This window comes from Sulfurospirillum sp. MES, assembly GCF_000789415.1.
Lineage (GTDB): Bacteria > Campylobacterota > Campylobacteria > Campylobacterales > Sulfurospirillaceae > Sulfurospirillum > Sulfurospirillum cavolei.
Map to the genome: position 1 here is coordinate 258854 of NZ_JSEC01000003.1, position 19494 is coordinate 278347.

General features: G+C 45.5%; 17 protein-coding genes. 11 read left to right on the forward strand and 6 right to left on the reverse strand.

Going from position 1 to position 19494, the window contains the following annotated elements; translation table 11 throughout:
- Positions 1 to 185: 185 nt before the first annotated feature.
- The 6 genes from OA34_RS07015 to OA34_RS07040 all read left to right on the forward strand — a co-directional run bounded on the left by OA34_RS07015 (position 186) and on the right by OA34_RS07040 (position 5439).
- The gene (locus OA34_RS07015; protein WP_039673775.1) at positions 186 to 1208 is read left to right on the forward strand and encodes an ABC transporter substrate-binding protein; all 1023 of its coding nucleotides are present in this window, start codon (positions 186 to 188) and stop codon (positions 1206 to 1208) included.
- An 89-nt stretch (positions 1209 to 1297) separates the two neighbouring features.
- Positions 1298 to 2080, forward strand: a complete 783-nt coding sequence (locus tag OA34_RS07020; RefSeq protein ID WP_039673777.1) for a class I SAM-dependent methyltransferase — start codon at positions 1298 to 1300, stop codon at positions 2078 to 2080.
- 11 nt (positions 2081 to 2091) lie between these two features.
- Entirely contained in the window at positions 2092 to 3870 is a 1779-nt protein-coding gene (locus OA34_RS07025; RefSeq protein WP_039673779.1) for a radical SAM protein, read from the forward strand.
- 49 nt (positions 3871 to 3919) lie between these two features.
- Positions 3920 to 4678 (forward strand): methyltransferase domain-containing protein, encoded by a 759-nt coding sequence (locus tag OA34_RS07030; RefSeq protein ID WP_039673781.1) that lies wholly within the window; start codon positions 3920 to 3922, stop codon positions 4676 to 4678.
- Positions 4679 to 4741: 63 nt separating this feature from the next.
- Entirely contained in the window at positions 4742 to 5131 is a 390-nt protein-coding gene (gene crcB / locus OA34_RS07035) for a fluoride efflux transporter CrcB (protein WP_039673782.1), read from the forward strand.
- Positions 5128 to 5439: a DUF190 domain-containing protein gene (locus OA34_RS07040; protein ID WP_039673784.1), complete on the forward strand. Its 312-nt coding sequence runs from the start codon at positions 5128 to 5130 to the stop codon at positions 5437 to 5439. Before crcB ends, OA34_RS07040 begins: the two co-directional genes overlap by 4 nt.
- A 62-nt stretch (positions 5440 to 5501) precedes the next feature.
- On the opposite strand, the gene OA34_RS07045 is transcribed toward OA34_RS07040, so the two are convergent.
- From OA34_RS07045 to OA34_RS07075, 6 genes are all read right to left on the reverse strand, one after another.
- Entirely contained in the window at positions 5502 to 6401 is a 900-nt protein-coding gene (locus OA34_RS07045; protein WP_039673787.1) for a formate dehydrogenase subunit gamma, read from the reverse strand.
- Entirely contained in the window at positions 6398 to 7030 is a 633-nt protein-coding gene (fdh3B, locus tag OA34_RS07050) for a formate dehydrogenase FDH3 subunit beta (RefSeq protein ID WP_039673788.1), read from the reverse strand. The genes OA34_RS07045 and fdh3B overlap by 4 nt, the downstream gene beginning before the upstream one ends.
- 9 nt (positions 7031 to 7039) lie before the next feature.
- The gene (locus OA34_RS07055) at positions 7040 to 9904 is read right to left on the reverse strand and encodes a formate dehydrogenase subunit alpha (protein ID WP_286682905.1); all 2865 of its coding nucleotides are present in this window, start codon (positions 9902 to 9904) and stop codon (positions 7040 to 7042) included.
- Between the two features lie 14 nt (positions 9905 to 9918).
- Complete coding sequence (locus tag OA34_RS07065) at positions 9919 to 10122, reverse strand: twin-arginine translocation signal domain-containing protein (protein ID WP_039673793.1); 204 nt, start codon at positions 10120 to 10122, stop codon at positions 9919 to 9921.
- A gap of 129 nt (positions 10123 to 10251) precedes the next feature.
- Positions 10252 to 10971: a TorD/DmsD family molecular chaperone gene (locus OA34_RS07070; RefSeq protein WP_039673796.1), complete on the reverse strand. Its 720-nt coding sequence runs from the start codon at positions 10969 to 10971 to the stop codon at positions 10252 to 10254.
- A gap of 5 nt (positions 10972 to 10976) precedes the next feature.
- Complete coding sequence (locus tag OA34_RS07075; RefSeq protein WP_039673798.1) at positions 10977 to 12659, reverse strand: 4Fe-4S dicluster domain-containing protein; 1683 nt, start codon at positions 12657 to 12659, stop codon at positions 10977 to 10979.
- A 202-nt stretch (positions 12660 to 12861) separates the two neighbouring features.
- Between OA34_RS07075 and OA34_RS07080 the strand changes: the two genes are divergently transcribed.
- From OA34_RS07080 to selB, 5 genes are read left to right on the forward strand one after another with little or no spacing between them, the layout of a single operon-like run.
- A complete protein-coding gene (locus OA34_RS07080; protein WP_039673800.1) occupies positions 12862 to 14025 on the forward strand; it encodes an ABC transporter substrate-binding protein in 1164 nt (387 codons plus the stop codon).
- Entirely contained in the window at positions 13997 to 15643 is a 1647-nt protein-coding gene (locus OA34_RS07085) for a sensor histidine kinase (protein WP_286682906.1), read from the forward strand. Before OA34_RS07080 ends, OA34_RS07085 begins: the two co-directional genes overlap by 29 nt.
- Positions 15636 to 16310, forward strand: a complete 675-nt coding sequence (locus OA34_RS07090; protein ID WP_039673804.1) for a response regulator — start codon at positions 15636 to 15638, stop codon at positions 16308 to 16310. The genes OA34_RS07085 and OA34_RS07090 overlap by 8 nt, the downstream gene beginning before the upstream one ends.
- Positions 16307 to 17644, forward strand: coding sequence for an L-seryl-tRNA(Sec) selenium transferase (gene selA / locus OA34_RS07095; protein WP_039673806.1), 1338 nt, complete (start codon positions 16307 to 16309; stop codon positions 17642 to 17644). The genes OA34_RS07090 and selA overlap by 4 nt, the downstream gene beginning before the upstream one ends.
- On the forward strand, positions 17645 to 19480 hold the full coding sequence (selB, locus tag OA34_RS07100; RefSeq protein WP_039673808.1) for a selenocysteine-specific translation elongation factor: 1836 nt from the start codon (positions 17645 to 17647) through the stop codon (positions 19478 to 19480). It abuts the gene before it with no gap.
- Positions 19481 to 19494 lie beyond the last annotated feature (14 nt).

Below are 19494 nucleotides of genomic sequence, written 5' to 3' on the forward strand. Positions count from 1 at the left end.
ATCATCCCTTAGCTTGCTTTCTCTCTTTTTTTCCGTTACCATTATATTTTTAAAAATATATCGAGATCGTATCGAATGTCTGGATGAAACCGCAAAAACCATCTCAGATAGCCCTATTCGAACGATTTAAAGGACGATTTCAAGCAATTTTTCATACATACCGCTTTTTTAAAAAAGGAGTTCAGATGCGATACGCTTTGTTTTTTGTCAGTCTCATTACCCTTCTCATTGCCGATACCCATCGTACGTTTAGCGATATTAGCGGTAAACCCGTGGTTTTACCCGAAAATATGACGCGCGTTTACGGTTCTGCGCCTCCGATTACGTTTATGCTGTACGTCATCGACGATCGATCGCTCATCGGCGTTAATTTTCCTCAAACCAACCAAGACAACCAAAACGGCGATCGATTTTTAAGCGAACGCTTTATGAAACTTCCTATTTTAGGCGGTTGGCACGGAAATAATATCCCCAATCTCGAAGCCATCGTCGCAGCGCATCCTCAAGTGATTATTACGTGGGATACGCCTTTGCTTAACGAAAAAACGGCCAAAGATATAGAGCGCATTTCCATTCCCTCCCTTAAAGTTAACATCGACGATTCGACGCGCTATCCGGAAGTTTTTCGAACACTGGGAAAAGTGCTTCAAAAAGAAGAACGCGCTAACGCGCTTGCCGATATGGCGCAAACGTACCTTGAAGAACTTCAAAACTTCGTCCGCTCCGTTCCGCCGGCGGAACGTACGAAAGTCTATTACGCCGAGGGTGATTTGGGGCTTCAAACCGAATGCGACGTTTCGTTTCACTCCGAACCTTTAGCTTTAGCCGGCGGCAATTTAGTGCATAAATGCGTTCAAAACAGCGTCATCGGAATGCAAGAGGTCAGTTTTGAGCAAGTCTTGATCTACGATCCCGAAGTCATCATCGTGCAAAGTCCCGTTTTCTTTAAAACGGTGTTTACCGATACCAAATGGCAAATGCTCAAAGCCGTTCAAAACAAGCGCGTCTATTTAGTACCGAAAACGCCTTTTAACTGGACGGACAGACCGCCCTCTTTTATGCGCATTATCGGAGCGCACTGGATTGCGAGCAAACTCTATCCGACGCGTTATCCTTACTCGATTCAGGAAAAAGTAAGAGCGTTTTATCGTCTCTTTTTTCAGGTAGAACTTCGAGACGAAGAGCTAAAAACCTATTTTAGTCTCTAAAAAAATCGTCCAATGATGAAAAAATAGCTTGAAGATAGAGGAAAATTTCGTTATAGTTTCAACAATATAGCGAAACTTAAGGACACGGTATGGAATTCAATCACACGTTTTGGGATACGATGGCGGAGCGTTATCCGCATTATGACGATCCTGCGATGCAAAAAGACGTGCAACGCGTTCTTGCATGGGCAAAAAGTCAAGGGCTCGATTTTAACGGCCGCTCTCTTTTGGACATCGGATGCGGAACCGGTACGGTTTCGATTCCTTTAGCCCTTGAAAAAGCTTGGGTAACCGCGATCGACCTTTCGCGCGGTATGCTAGATGCTCTCAAAAGCGATGCCGAAGCGCTCAACCTCTGTGACTATCTCACATCGTATCAAAGCGACTGGGAAAGTTTTCCACTGACGCAAACCTTCGACATCGTTCTTGCGTCTATGACGCCTGCTATTTCCCAAGAAATCCATATCGATAAAATGCTAAGCGCAACCCATGCGATGGGACTTTATGTCGGTTGGGGACGCTACAAAACCAATGCTTTTCTCGAAGCATTGATGCAAGCGCACGACGCCCCCGAAAAAATGTCGGGAGGCTGCATCAAAGTTGCCGATTTTATGCATTACCTCGACACCAAAGAGCTTGCGTATAGTTACGAGTTTTTTACGACCGCATGGGAAGAGACCTACACGTACGACGAAGCTAAAACGTATGCCGCTGAACAACTTGCCCGAAAAAATCTCTCACCTGATGAGCGCAAAGTCGATGCGATTATTCGCGATTTTATGCACGACGGAACGGTCAAAATCGAAACGCAAGCCGAAAAAGGGATGGTGTTGTTTTCCAAATACCCCTCCACTTGCCCCAAACATACTTAAAAGGTTACTTCATGGTCTGCTTTATTTGCGAAAGACGCTGTCATATGGAAGAAGGAAGTATCGGAGAATGCCATCGTTACGAATGCCGCGAAGGTGCGATTCACGAACGCTTTAGTAATACCTATTTGGTTACGGCGCCTATTTCGGCGGAAACGATGCCGGTTTTACACTTTCACCCGCGTGCCAAATTTTTACAAATCAGCACCACGGGTTGTAATTTCGATTGCGACGGTTGCATCTCCACGGTCGTCGCCAAAGAGATGGATACGGACTCCAAAGCCTTACATGTACTTAGCCCTAAACAAATCGTTCAAAAAGCGCAAAGCCTTAACTGCACGGGCATCGCGTTTTTGATGAACGACCCGTTGGCATCGTTTTTCACGTTTTTGGAAGTTTGCAAACTCGCCAAACAAGCAGGACTCGTGACGGGCTGTTCGAGTAACGGCTATTTTACGCTGAAAACGCTTGACATGTTAATCCCTTACCTTGATTTTATCAACATCGGACTCAAGGGTCTAAGCAACGCAATCTACCGTAGCTGTCACGCAAATAGCTACAAACCGGTACTGCGCAATATCGAATATCTGGTGCAAAAAGGCGTTCACGTCGAAGTTGCGTGCATTCACAAAAAAGGCAATGAAAGCGAAGTCGTCGCCATTGCCGAGCACTTGGCGACGCTTTCGAAAAACATACCGCTGCAATTAATGCGCTTTATTCCGATCGATGATGCCGCGATTGAGGACGAACCCTCCATTCAAGAATCGGAAACGCTTTATCAAACGCTCAAAAGCCGTTTGAACTACGTTTACGTGTTTAATTCTCCCGGGAGCACGTGCCTTCATACCTACTGCCCTTCGTGCGGCGCGCTCATTTTCGAACGCGATTTTTACGGACCGATGGGCTCCAAGCTACGACGCATCCATCATTTTAAAGACGGTCGATGCACGAAATGCGCTCACACGCTTGCGATTACGGGAGCTCCTTCGCAAAACGTTTTCGACGAAGAGGGATTTGAAGGCGGTTATCCGATGACGCGCGCACTAGAGATCGTCGAGGGAACGCTGGTCGCACTCGGCGTCGACAATCAACATGACGTAACGCGCTGTTGGGAAGAACTTTTGGCGGATAACGGACTGAAAAAACTCCATGTCGATATTCAAAATTTTGACGATTATGCCGCTACGATTCTTTTTTTAGCGCGTATCGTCGGCAAGGAAGAAAATGCCGATGCGTTGATCGCTTACATGCGCAACAAAATCGATACGATCGTCGATGCGCTCAAAGGAGTCACGCAACGCCCTCGCGTTTACTACGTGATGGGTAAACCTCTGTTCGCACTCGAAGATACGCGCCTTGAAAACCAATTGGTCGAATTGGCAGGAGGTATGAGCCTCAATAAAACGTTGGTTTTAGACGGTCGTCCGGGACGCAAAATTACGCGCGAAGAGCTACTTAAACTCAATCCGGACGTCATTTTTATCTCTTCGTTTTTAGACTCTCCTTTAGAAGCGTTTTACGACGCCTGTCGCGAAGAGCAAATCGACGTCGAAGCACTCAAGCAACATCGCGTGTATACGCATCCTTATCCCTGTTTCGATTTTGGAAGCCCGCGGTGGATTTTGGGGTTAATGTATATCGCCGATATGCTCCATCCCGAGATTTTTCATTTCGATATTCATCACGAAGCGACGCTTTTTTACAAACAATTTTACGGTCAAACGTTTGAAGCGTCGATGCTCAACCGTTCGTTTGCAAAACCCAGTCGCGATCATCGTTTAAATCGACTATAATACGCATTACGAAAAGGGCGTGAAAACCTATCAAAAAAAACGGAGTTTCATGGAAGAAAAAAATGCTGTTTGGGAAGCGATGGCAAAACGCTATCCGCGTTTTTACGACGATTCTATGCGTAAAGACGTCCAATTTATTTTAGACTGGTGTGAGGGAAAAGGGGTTTGCTTTGAAAATAAAAGCATTTTGGACATCGGATCGGGCACGGGAACGATCGCCATTCCTTTAGCGCTTAAAGGAGCGCGCGTGACCGCCGTGGACGTCTCTAGCGGTATGCTAAAAGCTTTACGCGAAGACGCACACACACACGGCGTTCACGAAGCGATTCAAACGCATCAAAGCGATTGGGAAGCGTTTGCGGACGAAAATACCTACGACATCGTTTTAGCCTCGATGACGCCCGCGATCAACTCGGAAGAAAAAATGGAAAAAATGCTGGCATCTTCCGATACGATGGGTATTTACGTCGGTTGGGGCTCTTACCGAACCAACCTTTTCGTCGATGCACTCATGCAAGCGCACGGTATCGAAGACGACTGTAGTGCCAACGGGTGTTTTAAAACGCGCCAGTTTATGGATCGTTTGGAACAAAAATCGATGCGTTACCACCATACCTTCTTTGAGACCTCGTGGACGGAAATTTATACGCTAGAAGAAGCGAAAAAGTATGCGTACGAGCAACTCCAAAGGCGCGAAATTACGCCGCAAGAAAGCGTGATCGATCGTTTATTGTCCAATAGCGGTGATCAAGATAAAGTGCATATTACGACCAAAGCGGAAAAAGGTATCGTCGTATGGTATAAGTGACGAAGATGCCAGCGTATCTTCGTTATGCTATAATCTCAGCAAATTTCACGCAAGGTTTTGGAGATGGTATCTACCCTCGTCGCTATTTTCTCGGGTGCGGGTTTTGGTGCGCTTTTACGTTGGTTTTTAGGCACAAAGCTCAATAGTCTCACGCCGTCTATTCCCCTCGGAACGCTTGGAGCTAATTTACTCGGCGGTTATCTCATAGGTTTTTTTATCGCTTTTTTTGCGTCCAATACGGCACTTGCTCCCGAATGGCGGCTTTTTATTATCACGGGATTTTTAGGGGGACTCACGACGTTTAGTACCTTCAGTGCCGAGATCGTAACGCTCATTCAATCGGGACGTTTAGGCATAAGCCTTTTTGCAATTTTCTTACATGTCATGGGTTCGATCGCTATGACGCTTCTAGGCATTGCCAGCTATACTTTAATACACAAAGGAAGTTTATGAAAGGATTTCAACTCGTTTTTTCAACCCTACAAAGTCGCAAACACCCTAACGGAGAACCGATTAGCCGCTGGTTGATGAAAACCGCGGAAGCATTGGAGATTAAAGGCGTGACGCTTTTAAATGCCGCGCAAGGTATCGGACGCGACGGAAAACTACACTCGTCTTCTTTTTTTGAACTGGCCGATGAGCCCGTGGAAGTGATTATGAATGTAGACGAAGCAGAGTGTGAAAAACTTTTTGCACTTTTAAGTGAAGAAAAATTGGGGCTTTTTTATACCAAAACCGCCATAGAATTTGGCACGATTTAAACAAAAGAACGAAGAAAAAAAGCTCTTCGTTCTTTGACATGTAAGCCTACATGTAAGGCTAATTAAACCTTGCCTTCTTCTTTGAGCTTCTTGTACCAAGAGCTGTGAAGGATGGCGACTTCCTCTTCTTCTTTGTACCCGCTAATCATCGAATGAATCGCTCCTTTGATGGCAATCGCCGCCATATAGACGTGAACCATAAAGAACGTAGCGACGACCATACCTAAGATATTGTGAACGATCGCACTAAGACGAAGCAGGTCGATTTGACTCATACCGAACATCGTAGCGACAGGTGAAAGGTCCTTGTTTAAAAAGAACATCAGCGCACCGGTAAAGATCATGACGATACCGCCTGGCATCGCGATCCAAAACCATGCTTTTTGTCCGGCGTTAAACTTGCCTGCGGGGACGGGTTTCTTCTCTTTGGAGAGGTATCCGCCCACGATCATCATCCATTTGACGTCGTCGCTATTGGGGAACATATCCCTAATCCAAGCAATAATCATCGGAAGAACCGTGATCGCAAACACAGGTGTTGCCAAACCGTGTAAGTTCTTACAAATCCTTACAAACATACCGCCGCCGAAAAAATCTCCGAATGCCATAACAAAGCCCGTAGGCACGATGACTAAAAACGAAAGGGCCGCAAGATTGTGCATGATTCGCATCAACACGCTAAACGCAAAAATCTTCTTTCCGTGATGCGAAAACACTTTGGGTCCGATCAGTAAATAGTGAATGCCTCCCGCAACGGGAACGAGAAACAATGCGATTAAAAAGCCTTTCCAGAACCATTCGCGTTGAAGAAGCGTAAACACTTCTCCAAACGCAGGGTAATTCGGGATGGCATTGATCATCGCCGTTCCGTACAACGGACTATCGAATTGACTCACGCTAATGGCATAAAGAGACGACATACTTAGCAGTGTGCTTAAAAGTACTATCCATCGTTTCTTCATTGCGTTAGCCCCTTTCTACCTTGTTTGTTATACGCCATATTCCAAATATACGAGTTGTTCGCCTCTTTGCTTTGACCGCGAGCGAGCACACGGGTACGGTAAAGCTCGGACACTTTCTCGGAAGTTCCGATGAGAAGCGCATTGGTCGAACACATTGCCGCACATACGGGTACTTTACCTTCCGAGATACGGTTTTGACCGTAACGTTCTCGCTCATGTTCGGAGTTGGTCTCTAAAGGACCTCCTGCACACATCGTACATTTGTCCATCGCACCTTTGGCACCGAAAACGCCATCACGCGGGAACTGCGGAGCCCCGAACGGACATGCGTACAAGCAGTATCCGCATCCGATACATTTTTCTTTATCGTGAAGCACGATACCGTCGGCTCGGATGTAAAAACAATCCACCGGACAAACTTGCGAGCACGGTGCGTCGGCACAATGCATACACGCAATCGAGATCGACGTCTCTTTACCTTCGACGCCGTCACCCAGCGTCACGACTTTACGGCGGGCAATGCCCACGGGTAATTCGTGGGCATTTTGGCATGAAACCACACATGCAAAACATTCGATACAGCGATCCGTATCGCAATAGAATTTTAATCGGCTATTGGTATTTTCCATGGTGTCTCCTTACGCTTTTTCCACACGGCATAGACCCGCGTTGAACTCTGATATTTGGGTGATTGGGTCGAAGCCGTAGTTAGTGATCGTATTGGAACTCTCTCCGATCGTATACGGACGTGTGCCTTCGGGATAATTTGCGCTCAAATCGACCCCTTGCATAATACCCGCAAAGTTGTACGGCATACAAATACGATCCGGCGTTACGCTACGGTTGTAGTGAACCCGTACCTTAATCTTTGTACCCTGAGGCGCGTGAATCCACATCATTCCCTTATCTTCGATACCGTACTTAGACGCCAAGTCGGGGTGAATGTTCGCAAACATCTCCGGCGTAATGCTTGAGAGGTATTTGCTCGTTCGCTCCAACATACCAGCCCCTGAGAGGTTAACCAAACGCATAGACGTTAGAATCGTCGGGAACTCTTTGGACCAGTCTTGTTTGGTTTGCTCAGAGATGTAACGTGTTGCAACCCTAAAGTTATTCGCTTGATCCGGAAGTGCCGGATATTTTTGTACCAAATCCCATCTTGGAGAGTGAATAGGCTCTCTATGAACCGGTACGGGATCGGGGAATTCCCAAACAATCGTACGCGCTCTGGCATTTCCGTAGACGCAAACGCCATACTCTCGAGCGTATTTTTGAATAATACCGCTAAAGTCCATCGCCCAGCTCGGTCCCATTTGTGCTTTTTCTTCTTCAGAGAGCGTAATACCGAGCACTTTTTCGATATTGGCTTTGGTAAGCTGCGGGTAACCGCCTTGGATTTTTTGCCCCGGAAGCGTCACGGTCTCATCGGCAATCTGGCTTATGCCGTTGTGCTCCATTCCGAAACGATTTCGAAAGCCCAATCCGCCTTCGTTGACCGGTTTGGAAACATCGTAAAGGATCGGCGAACCCGGGTGTTTTTCGTCCCAGCACGGCCACGGAAGTCCGTAATACTCGCCTTCCATCTCGCCGCGACCTTTGAGCGTCAACGGATCGAAGAGATGCCAATTTTCCTGATGTTTGCGCAGACGCTCTGGCGTCCAGCCTGAGAGTCCGATACTCTTAACCGTACGCGCGATTTCACGTACCGCATCGTCCGGCCATACAAAATCGTTTTTATACTGAACGACGTTACCGTTTTCGGCACGCATTTTCATGCCTTTGACGTACTCCTCGTAAAATCCGAATTTTTTTGCAAACTCGAACATCACTTCATGATCGGCTTTGCTTTCGTAAAGCGGTTTCACGACTTGAGAGCGCCATTGCGCGGAACGATTGGTAGCAGAAAGCGTTCCTTCGCACTCAAATTGCGTCGCAACCGGCAAGATATAGATACCGTCTTTTCGATCGGTAATAATTGCCGCTTCGTTCACAAACGGTTCGGCTACGATTAACATGTCAAGCTTATCGATGGCTTCTTTGATTTTCACCTGCTGAGACATCGAGGTAATTCCCGTTCCCTGTACCCAAAGCACGCGAATCGGAGCGGAAGAGGTCGTTTTTTCTTCTTGTAAAACACCTTGCCACCACTTCGCAAGCGAGAAACCTTTGGCGTGCATCCATTTTCGCTCACCTTTTTCGTCAAGATCGGGATGGAAACGATTTTGCATGTATTCTAAACTGACACCCCATGTTTTACAATAGTACTGCCATGCGGCTTTATCCAAACCGTAGTACCCCGGTAAACTGTCCGCAAGGTTCGCCATATCGGTTGCACCTTGAACGTTATCGTGACCGCGGATAATTTGACAACCGCCGCCGGATTTTCCCGCATTACCCGTTACAAGCGCTAAAATAGGGAGAATTCTGGTATTGGAACTGCCCACGGAGTGTTGGGTAATACCCAAAGACCATGCGATAGCAGCCGGTTTCGTTTTAGCGTAAAGTTCTGCTACTTCAAGAATTTGTGCAACGGAAGCACCTGAAACGTTAGAAGCCTCTTCAGGTGTCCATTTCGCGGCTTCAGCCCTAATTTGATCCATCGCATAGGTTCTATGATCGATAAAATCTTGATCTTCCCAACCGTTTTTAAAGATAACATGTAAAAGTCCATACGCAAACGCAATATCCGTACCCGGTCGAATGCGCACGTAAATATCGGCCTTAGCGGCACTTCTTGTAAAGATAGGATCGACGACGATCAACTTCGCGCCTCTATCTTTGGCTTGGAGGAAATGTTTAAATCCGATTGGATTTGCAACGGCAGAGTTGGCTCCAACCATCATCACTAACTTAGAATTGGCAACAATATCACCGAAGTGATTTGTCATAGCACCGTAACCCCATGTATTTGCCGCACCGGCAACAGAAGCGCTATGTCAGATTCTAGCTACGTGATCGATATTGTTTGTGCCCCAAAACGCGGCAAATTTTCTAAAGTAGTAGGATTGTTGGTTATTAAATTTGGCCGAACCCAACATCATCAATGTGTCCGGACCGTTCTCTTCTCTAATTTTTAACATTTTAGAAGAAATTTCGTTTAACGCTTGTTCCCATGTCAAACGATGCCATTTACCGTTCTCTTTTTTCATCGGGAATTTGATACGTTGTTTAGACTTGGTCAAATCGATTTGATCCGTACCTTTACAACAGTGGCTTCCTTCGCTGATCGGATGATCGTGGGCGGGTTCTTGTCTGACCCAGACACCGTTTTGCACTTCGGCTTTGATGCCGCAACCTGCCGAACAGATCGAGCAGATCGTTTTAACCGTTTTTGAACCAGGGAATGGGTTCTTAACCTCTTCCGCACTCGCCTCTCTGATAGCATCTTCTTTAGCGAGAAGATTCCCCGCTCCAAAACTAGCACTTCCCAGAGCCGCCATTTTTAAGAATGATCGTCTTCCGATTTTGCTAGAGGAGAGTATGGGGTTTTCTGTTTTACTCATCTAATCTCCTGTAATTAATAGGATCTCTTATAGTAGAGCTTCCATGCATCCGTCTCTTTATACAAAATCTCTTTTTTCGGAGATTTCCCATAAACGACACCGTTTGCGCCTTTGGCAGCCTCTTTCGAGCTTGCCAAAACGCCGCTTGCACCGGCAGTTGCTACCACTGCCGTCGTCCCGAGGGCTTTTTTTAGAAAGTCCCTTCTGTTCTCGTGCATCTTCTCAGACCTCCTGTTTAGGAATACGTTTTTATATCAACTCTTCAAAAGAGTTTCCAAAACAAGCACGCGCGTGCTTTGGAAACTCCTATGAATATGCGATTTTGGCATATTCATAGGGCGTAAAAATCACAAGACGATCTCATCCAAGTTACGTCTTACCCTTTGCGTTAAAGGTTTTCTGTCTTTTTGAATGACCGCACTAGCCCTCTCTTCGCTCGCGATTTTATGCGAAGCTTCGACATGTAAGAACAAGCGTTCAAAAGCAATAAAAGTTTTTAAAACAATCGCCGTATTTTGATAGAAAAAGCTTTTTTCGTGTTGCAATAACAAGGCGGTAAACTCGTCGATAAAATCGTTGAGGATTTCGGCAAAAACCTCTTTTGCCAACGCTAAGCTCTCTTCATCGCCCGCAACACCCGCTTCGATCAAGCGGCTCATGAATTGAAATAAAAAAAGCACTTGATCTTCCGAATCGTTGCATACCGAATCATTTTTGCGAAATTTGGAACGAAAAACCAAACCTGCCGCTTTGACCCTTTTTGGGCCGTCGTCGCGCCCTTCGTCGTAATACGATGCGCTCATCGGAATAAATGAGCTTTCCGGAGAGACGAAAACCTCGTCGTATTCTTGTTTGAGCGCTTCGCAACCCCCTTTGGCTCGTAAAGACGAATCGATTGAACGAAACGCCGCATCAGAGTCTTCATCGAGAGGATTAGCGATAAAAATTTTCAACAAATCTGCTATTTTTGCATATTTGTCTGCCTGAGCATTGAAACTTAATATTTTGACAAAAAAGGTGTAATACAACGCTCTTGCTTGATGGATCGATTGATCATTTATTTGCATCGTATTTATCCTACCGTTTCGTTAACGTTTGCTTCGACGGAAGCTCTAAAAATAACTTTTGCTTTACAATCGGGACAGCAATAAAGTGTCTTTAGTTTCACCGGATCGCCTAAAAATAGAGGCGTCATAATGGCGGCTATTTTACGGATCGCTTTTGCCGTCGCAAACTCTTTGCCGCACTCGGCGCATTTAAAAAGTTCGTCTTGCGCCATGATGCGTTGGGAAAACCATGTCGGGCTAAGTCGAAGTTCATCTTTAATCACGCTCAAGCACTCTTTTTCCGGACAGGTCGCTTCGCAATAACCGCAATTCGTACAAATCGATGCGTTGAAACGTAACGAATTATCTTCCGGATGCGCCGTCAAAGCTCTAACGTTACAAGCACCCACACAGCTTAAACACAACGTACATTTTTCCGCATCAATGCGAATATCGCCGTAATGGACATGTTCACCGGTTCGAACCGTACCCAAATCCTCATCGCCGACCAAATGTGCCAAACGCGCCGAAAAGATTTCGCGTTTGCGTAAACCCTCTTCGTTAATGCCGTATCGGCACTCCGGCAAAGCTTGCATCGTCTCGAAAGCGTGACTTAATTCTTGTGCGTTTTGGCAAACGAAAATTGCTTTTTTAGCGTATTTGCGTTCAAAAATTTCATTGATAATGCGAATAACGTCGCCCGTACCTTTGGAGATAAAATCGGTGTAAAACACTATCGGATTGCCGCATGTTTGAAGCAAATTGAGCATATGTGCTTCGTGAAGGTATTTTTCGCCTTCGATCATCATCGGTAAAACGTTTTCTTCCAAAGGAATCGTAATAGACTCCAAATCCATTTTTTGAGGAATAATTAAAGGAATCGTTCCTTCGTAGTATTCGCTCATATAAGAAAATGCGCGTCTTGGCATCTGCGTATAGTCCAAAGCACCGCTTGGACAAACGCTAATACAGCCGCCGCAACCGTGGCAATCGATATGCGAAAAAACTAAATGCTTCGTTTCGTCTTCTTTTAAGATGGCTACCGTCGGACACACTTCGGCACATTTACCGCACACCTCTTCGCGACGCTCATGGTATTGGCAAATCGAACTATCGTAATTGATAAAGTTTTTGTAGCGATACGTACCGGTGTTGGCGCGCATTTTTTTTAACGCCGTCTCTTCGCCGAGCAACGAAGGATCGTAAACGCCGCTTTGTTTCATCGCAAAATTCGGAGCGTTCCACCAAAGTATTTGATCGCAGTTTAATTCTAAAATGGCATCGTCTTTTTTCAAAACCACGGCTAAGTCGCCGATATGTCCGTTCACGTCTAAAATCATCGAGGGTAAAAGCGTAACAACGCTATAACCTTCAGCCGATAACGTCTCTTTCAATGCTTCTTTTTCAAGATCTTCCGTTACGATAAGTAACTTTGTACCGACTTCTTGGGCATAATCTTGGTCTTGTGCGTAGTCAAATCCGACAGCTCGAATGGCATATAATTTGGAAACATTTCGAATTTTTTGAGCCAAAACGTCTTTGGAGCGTGCCAGATAGAAGTTAATTTCGGGGGCATAGATCACCGCGTTGACGCACGGATCGTTAGAGACGATGTACTCCGCTTCGCTTGGAGCGTTCACGACGTCGATTTCATCGCCCAAAGGAAACTCAAGCGGTGTTCTACTAAAATAAGCAAATTCTTGATGCATTTCAACGTCCAATTGGTAAATGTTTATTGACCGTATTGTAAGCACAAAACCTTTAAAGCGATCTTAACAAGACAAAAATTATCACGTTTACTTATATTTATATATTAATTTATATAACGCATCTGGGGTGTTTTACGAACTTAGGGAGAGATTAAACTTCATATGGCTATAATCATTAATCCCAATGCACAGAGGCTACAATTTGGTTAATAAAGTTTTCCTAATCGCTACCGTTATTTTAGTCAGTTTTGTCGCGCTTACGGGAATCTTTACGATCTACCACACTGCCATGCCTAAAGAATCGATCGTCTTAGGTACATCGTTACCGCTCAGCGGTATCAATAGCCATTTGGGCAAAGACATCGTCGTGGGCGCCAATACCTATTTTAGCTACACCAACGCTAAAGGCGGCATCCAAGGAAAGACTATCGAGCTCATCAGCTACGACGATAAATACGAACCCGAAAATACGTGGAGCAACACGCTCACTTTGCTTAATAAAGACAATGTCTTCGCCCTCTTCGGCTTTGTCGGTACGCCGACGGTGAAACGTGTTTTACCGTTGGTCGAAGAGAGCGGGACGCCTTTTATCGCTCCTTACACGGGGGCTTCTTTCTTACGCACCGAAGAAGCGGACAATATCGTGAATTTTCGTAGTTCTTACGAAGAAGAAGTCGATGCATTGGTCGAACACTTAACCAGCGTTTTAAACGTCAAGCGGTTTGCGATTTTTTACCAAAATGACGACTATGGCGAAGAAGGTTATATCGCCCTTTCGCATGCACTCTCTAAACGCAACTTGACGCTCTCTGCCGAGGGAACGTACAAACGCAACACGCTTTCCATTCGCCATGCAATTCACGAAATCGAAGCGGCAAAACCCGAAGCTATCATTTTGGTGGGCGCATACAAACCGACGGCGCGTTTTATCGAGAAAGTGAAAGAGTGCTGCCCTGAAAAAATCATTTTTTGCCCGATTTCGTTTGTGAATGCCGATGCTTTGATGTATGAGCTTCACGGTAACGGAGAGAACATTCTTTTCTCGCAAACCGTCCCTTCGTACGACGATTTTTACTCCAAAGAAGCGGCCGAGTATTTGGACCATCTTAGCTTTTACTATCCCGAAGAAAAACCTTCTTTAGTCTCTTTTGAAGCCTATTTGTCCGCCAAAGCGCTCGTCAAAGCGTTAAAGGCGGTGCAAGGACCTTTAAGCCGATCCAAATTTTTACACGCTTTAAAAACATTGCCTAAAAACAGTTTGGATAACATTCCGTTGCGCTATAAGCATTCGCAATTGCTCAACAACGTCTATTTGTCCAACTACCGTCAAGGTAAATTTGAAATCATCCAAAAATACGAGTATTAAGATGACGCTGGTTCAGTTTATCAACCAAAAACTCGAAACGATCAAGTTTAGCAATAAAACGAAAATACTCATTACGATTATTCTCAGCGGCACGATGACCATCGGCTTTTTGATGTTCGTTTCTATTTTTGCGCTCAAGTACGACTACGAAACATTGTTTCAAAAGCACACACTTCCGCAGGTCGATTTGGAAGAGATCAAAGACATCTACCGCGTTAATATCTCCGAAACCCTGAGCGACATCAAAGACAAACAAATCAGTAGCCAAGATGCGATCGAGGTCATTTACCTTTCGCAACAAATTATTCGAAAACAGTGGCAAAGCTATCAAAAAGCCGCCAATATGCATATCGGAGGCGTTCCCTACTTTGCGAGTCGTTGGCTCAGCCTCTTCTTGGTGACGCCGAACAAACCCGAGAAAAACGTTTTTCAGCAAGGTATCGTCGAAAAAATTTCCCTCAAAATGGACGAATTGGACGCGCAAATCACGCTTTTGATTGATCGACTCAAAGCGCAAAAACCCCAAGAAGCCGCGGCGATGATCGACTCGATTATGCTCTCGACCAACTCTTTAAACATCTATCTTTCCAGTTTGATTACAAGCCACCTCAAACAATCGATCTCCGAAAAACAGATTAACGACAGCCTGTTTCAAACCAGTACCTATATGCTCATCTTACTCATCGGTATGATCTTCTTTTTTATCACGATGGTGCTCTTAATCATCATCAACCATTTTAAGAACATTCACAACTATTTGGAAGAGAACATCGCCGAAAAGACGCATGAGCTTAGAGACTTGAACAACTCGCTAGAGCAACGCATCAAGCGCGAAGTCGAGAACAGCCGTAAAAAAGATAACATTATGTTTCAGCAAGCCCGCCTTGCCTCTTTAGGAGAGATGCTTCAAAATATCGCGCACCAATGGCGACAACCTTTAGGCTCTTTGATGATGATTATTCAAAGTTTTGAGAGTAAATTCTACGCGGGAAAACTCGATGAAGCGTTTGTAAGCTCACGCGTCAAAGACGCCGAACTGCTCTCATTGAACATGTCCGAAACGCTGGAAGATTTTCGTACGTTCTTCAACCCCAACAAAAGCAAAAAAACGTTTCACATTCAAGACGTGATCCAAAAAGCGATCGATCTTTCCAAATACCAACTGGAAAAAGAAGAGATCACGCTACGGTTTTTCATTCGCAACGACATCGAAGCATTTGGCTTTAAAAACGAGCTGATTCACGTGTTGTTAAACCTTATCGGAAATTCTAAAGACATTTTAGCGGGTAAAACGGAACTGCATGAAAAGATCATTCACATTATTTCCAAGCAAAATGAAGAGAGTATTTTCGTCAACGTCATCGACAACGGCGGCGGAATAAAAAGTGATATAATACCCAAAGTGTTCGACCCCTATTTTACGACAAAACACAAAAGCGTAGGCACGGGAATCGGGCTTTACATGTCAAAACAAATGGTCGAAAAACATATGCACGGAAAGATTACATGTAAAAACCTTCGCCACAAACTCGGGACGAAAGATTTTTTCGATTGCACCATGTTTACGATCGAAATACCCAAAAAACAGATTGATTTAGGCGAGGCAGAGGATGAATAAGCGTAATTTCGAGCTTTTAGGCACTTTTAACGTTTTGTATATCGAAGACGAAGCGGATCTTCTCAAACATACGACTTCGGTCTTGGAAGATTTCGTGAAAAAAATCTATCCGGTGCAAACGATCGACGAAGCGTTGGAAATCATCAAAACCGAAAAAATCGACGTTATTATCGCCGATATTCACCTTCGCTACAGTAACGGACTCGACTTTTTGCGGACGCTCAAGCACGATTTGGAGATCGAAATGCCCTCCATTGTCACCACTGCGTTTAGCGACACCGAATACCTCCTTGATGCTATCAAACTTCACGTCGATAACTATTTAATCAAGCCTGTCAACATCAAAGAACTGCTTAACGCTTTGCACGACGTTTTACTGCCGAAAATTCAGGCCAAAGAGATCGAGCGTTCGTACAATATCATCAAAACTATCTCCGCGGTCACCGACAGCAAGCAAGTCGAAATTATCCGTTTTATTATCAAAAATCTCGACAACGACAATATGCTCAATTACTCCTACAGCGAAATTATGGAGCAAGTAGGCGTCAGCAAACCGACCGTCATCAAACTCTTTAAACAGCTCGGCGATCAGGGTATTTTGACTAAAATACAAAATAAAAAATACCTTTTCGACGAAACCAAACTTCCCTTACCGGAGGAAGCATGAATCCGCTTCGTACCCTTCCTAAAGTCGACAAATGTCTAACGCACCCCGAGCTTCAAGGGCTCAACGAACATCTTTTGGTGCAGATTATTCGTCAGAAGATCAACGATTTACGTACAAAACTGATCGACCAAAGCATTCACGGTTTTGACGAAGAGACGTTAATCCGCTCCATCAAAGCGGCTTACGATGAAGCGTTAGAGCCTTCGTTAAAACCGCTCATCAATGCAACCGGCGTCATTTTACACACCAATATGGGCAGAAGCCTTATCTCTAAAACGCTCTTAAATCGCGCGAGCGAAGTTATTTGCAACTACTCCAATTTAGAATACGACTTGGAACTTGGGTGCCGCGGAGAACGTTACGAGCATGTCGGAAATCATCTCAAACGCCTTTTGAACGTTGAGGACGTTCTCATCGTCAATAACAACGCCGCCGCCGTTTTCTTGGTACTCAACACCTTTGCTCAAAATAAAGAAGTCGTGGTTTCCCGCGGCGAATTGGTCGAAATCGGAGGAAGTTTTCGCATTCCCGAAGTCATGAAGCAAAGCGGTGCGATTTTATGTGAAGTGGGTGCGACCAATAAAACGAAAATCCTTGACTATGCCGATGCCATCAACGACCGTACGGCGATGTTGATGAAAGTGCATCAGTCTAACTTTTCGATGGAAGGATTTAGCGAAAGCGTCGATTACGAAAGCCTGCGACATCTTGCCGCCAACCGCGGTCTTTTGGACTACTACGATCTTGGAAGCGGGTATGTTCCCAAACTGCCTTATCACCTAGGCAACCGCGAACATTCGCTCTCGCAAATTCTGACATGTCAGCCCTCTTTAATCAGCTTTAGCGGCGACAAGCTCTTTGGAAGCGTGCAAGCGGGCATTATCGCCGGACGCACGGATTTGATCGCCGCATTGAAAAAAAACCAACTCTTACGCATGCTTCGCGTCGATAAAATCACCTTGAGTTTGCTCGAAGAGAGCATCAAAGCCTATTTGCAAGAAGCCTACGAAGAGATCCCGACGCTTTGGCTTCTTTTCCGTAGCGTCGAAGAGCTTAAAAAACGTGCCGCTTTTGTGCGAAACAAAGTCGGTAAAACGCTTTGCGAGGTCGTGGAAAGCGAAACCTATATGGGCGGAGGTACGCTTCCCAACCGACGTTTTCCTACCGTCGCCTTACGTATCAAAGGAAAAGCAACGCATTTAGAGCGTGCTTTTCGCGAAAAGCACGTGATCGGCCGCATCGAAAACGACGCGTTTTTACTCGATTTTCGTACGATATTGCCGAGTAACGAAGCACGCCTTATCACGATTATTACCACACTTTTAGGACGTTAAATGGAGTATATCATCGTCGGAACCGCCGGTCACGTCGACCACGGTAAAACGGCTCTTATTACCGCACTGACGGGATTTGAGGGCGATAGTTTAGAAGAAGAAAAACGCCGCGGAATTACCATCAACCTGAGTTTTTCTTCCATGCACAACGACACAACCAACGTTGCGTTTATCGACGTACCGGGGCATGAAAAACTGTTAAAAAATATGATCGCCGGAGCTTTCGGATTTGATGCGGGACTGGTCGTCATCGACGCCAATGAAGGTATGATGCCCCAAACTAAAGAGCATTTGGAGATTCTCAATCTCTTAGGGCTTAAACACATCGTCGTCGCTTTGAGCAAAAAAGACCTAGCTTCCGGCGAAACGCTTGCGCTTCGACGCAAAGAGATCGAAAGCTATTTTGAAACGCTCAAACACCTTCAACTAAAGGCTATCGTTCCGGTAAGCATTTATGAGCCTTCTTCGATCGAGACGCTTAAAAACACCCTCTTTGCTCTGCCTTGCGAGCCTAAAAAAAGTAACGGTCTGTTTCGCTACTACGTCGATCGCTCGTTTTCGATCGCGGGAGCCGGAACCGTCGTGACCGGAACGGTTCTAGACGGAACGATCAAAGTCGGCGAAAAGCTCTACGCTCCCGAAATCGATAAAGAATTTACCGTCAGGAACCTTCAAGTTCACGAGCAAGACGTTGCCGAAGCGTTTAGTTCGCAACGAACCGCGATCAACATTCAAAGCGCGCAAAAAGCCTCGTTTGAAAAAGGCTTGCTCTTTTGTAAAAAAGGGTTTATCCGAGGATTCGACGTTGCCGACGTGTGGGTCGAGAGCATCGGCGGACATACGCTCAAACACAACGCCAAACTCAACCTTTTCGTCGGAACCAAGCAAGTCGAAGCGCGGCTTTTGAGCTACGAAAACGAAGAGAGTTTTACGCAAGGCTACGCGAAATTGCACTTTAACAAAACGCTTTTTTTGGTCTACGGCGAACCTTTTATCTTGGCGATCGGCGGGCGAACGGTCGGCGGCGGACGCGTGCTCAATCCTATCAACGACCCGATGAAGAAAAAAGTGAAACTAGAACTGCTTCACGCCTTACATGTCAAAGATTACCGAAGTGCTTTTTCCCTTTTGGTCGAGATGCACAAACACGGTTTCGGGCTCATCTCTTCCAACCAACGCTTCGGACTCAACCATGACGAAGCTATCGAGATTGCCGACGCGATGGAAGGCATTTTCGTCGATCAAAAAGGCTTAGTGCTTTACCCCGCTTCGATTCGATCGGAACTTGAGGGGATTATCAAAACGATCTACGCTAAAAACGCCTATGCGCTTCTTTCGGCAAGCTCGATTTCGCTTAAACTCAAATGGGCGAGCACGGCACTCGTGGAGAACGTCTTACAAGAACTCTGCGACGAGGGCGTGCTGGATTTCGTCGGCGGCGTCTATAAAAACGCGCAAATCGATATCGATAATATCGAAGCCTTGATCGAAGAAAAACTTTACGCAATTTTGGAAAAATCGGCATTCACGCCCGACGCACCGTACAATATCTACGATGCACTCGATATCGACCGAAAAATGGGCGACGATGCACTTAAAAGCCTCACGCGCGCAAAAAAAGTGGTCCGTTTGGAACACAATCTTTTCGTTAGTGCTACGGCTTTGAGTACGATGGTTAAACATATGCGAGACATTATGCGCAACGAAAAAGGGATCGATATTAAATCCTTTAAAGAACATTTTGAAATGAGCCGTAAATATTTGATCGCTTACCTTGACTATCTCGATAACTTTGACGACGTTAAAAAAGAGGACACGCGAAGAATTTTAATCTAAACACAGGAGGAGCC

Coding starts and splice junctions, on each gene's coding strand:
- OA34_RS07020 (WP_039673777.1), top strand. CDS start 1,298: ATGGAATTCAATCACACGTTTTGGGATACGATGGCGGAGCGTTATCCG.
- selA (WP_039673806.1), top strand. CDS start 16,307: ATGAATCCGCTTCGTACCCTTCCTAAAGTCGACAAATGTCTAACGCAC.
- OA34_RS07025 (WP_039673779.1), top strand. CDS start 2,092: ATGGTCTGCTTTATTTGCGAAAGACGCTGTCATATGGAAGAAGGAAGT.
- OA34_RS07070 (WP_039673796.1), bottom strand. CDS start 10,971: ATGCAAATAAATGATCAATCGATCCATCAAGCAAGAGCGTTGTATTAC.
- OA34_RS07075 (WP_039673798.1), bottom strand. CDS start 12,659: ATGCATCAAGAATTTGCTTATTTTAGTAGAACACCGCTTGAGTTTCCT.
- OA34_RS07030 (WP_039673781.1), top strand. CDS start 3,920: ATGGAAGAAAAAAATGCTGTTTGGGAAGCGATGGCAAAACGCTATCCG.
- OA34_RS07045 (WP_039673787.1), bottom strand. CDS start 6,401: ATGAAGAAACGATGGATAGTACTTTTAAGCACACTGCTAAGTATGTCG.
- OA34_RS07090 (WP_039673804.1), top strand. CDS start 15,636: ATGAATAAGCGTAATTTCGAGCTTTTAGGCACTTTTAACGTTTTGTAT.
- OA34_RS07015 (WP_039673775.1), top strand. CDS start 186: ATGCGATACGCTTTGTTTTTTGTCAGTCTCATTACCCTTCTCATTGCC.
- fdh3B (WP_039673788.1), bottom strand. CDS start 7,030: ATGGAAAATACCAATAGCCGATTAAAATTCTATTGCGATACGGATCGC.
- OA34_RS07040 (WP_039673784.1), top strand. CDS start 5,128: ATGAAAGGATTTCAACTCGTTTTTTCAACCCTACAAAGTCGCAAACAC.
- OA34_RS07065 (WP_039673793.1), bottom strand. CDS start 10,122: ATGCACGAGAACAGAAGGGACTTTCTAAAAAAAGCCCTCGGGACGACG.
- crcB (WP_039673782.1), top strand. CDS start 4,742: ATGGTATCTACCCTCGTCGCTATTTTCTCGGGTGCGGGTTTTGGTGCG.
- selB (WP_039673808.1), top strand. CDS start 17,645: ATGGAGTATATCATCGTCGGAACCGCCGGTCACGTCGACCACGGTAAA.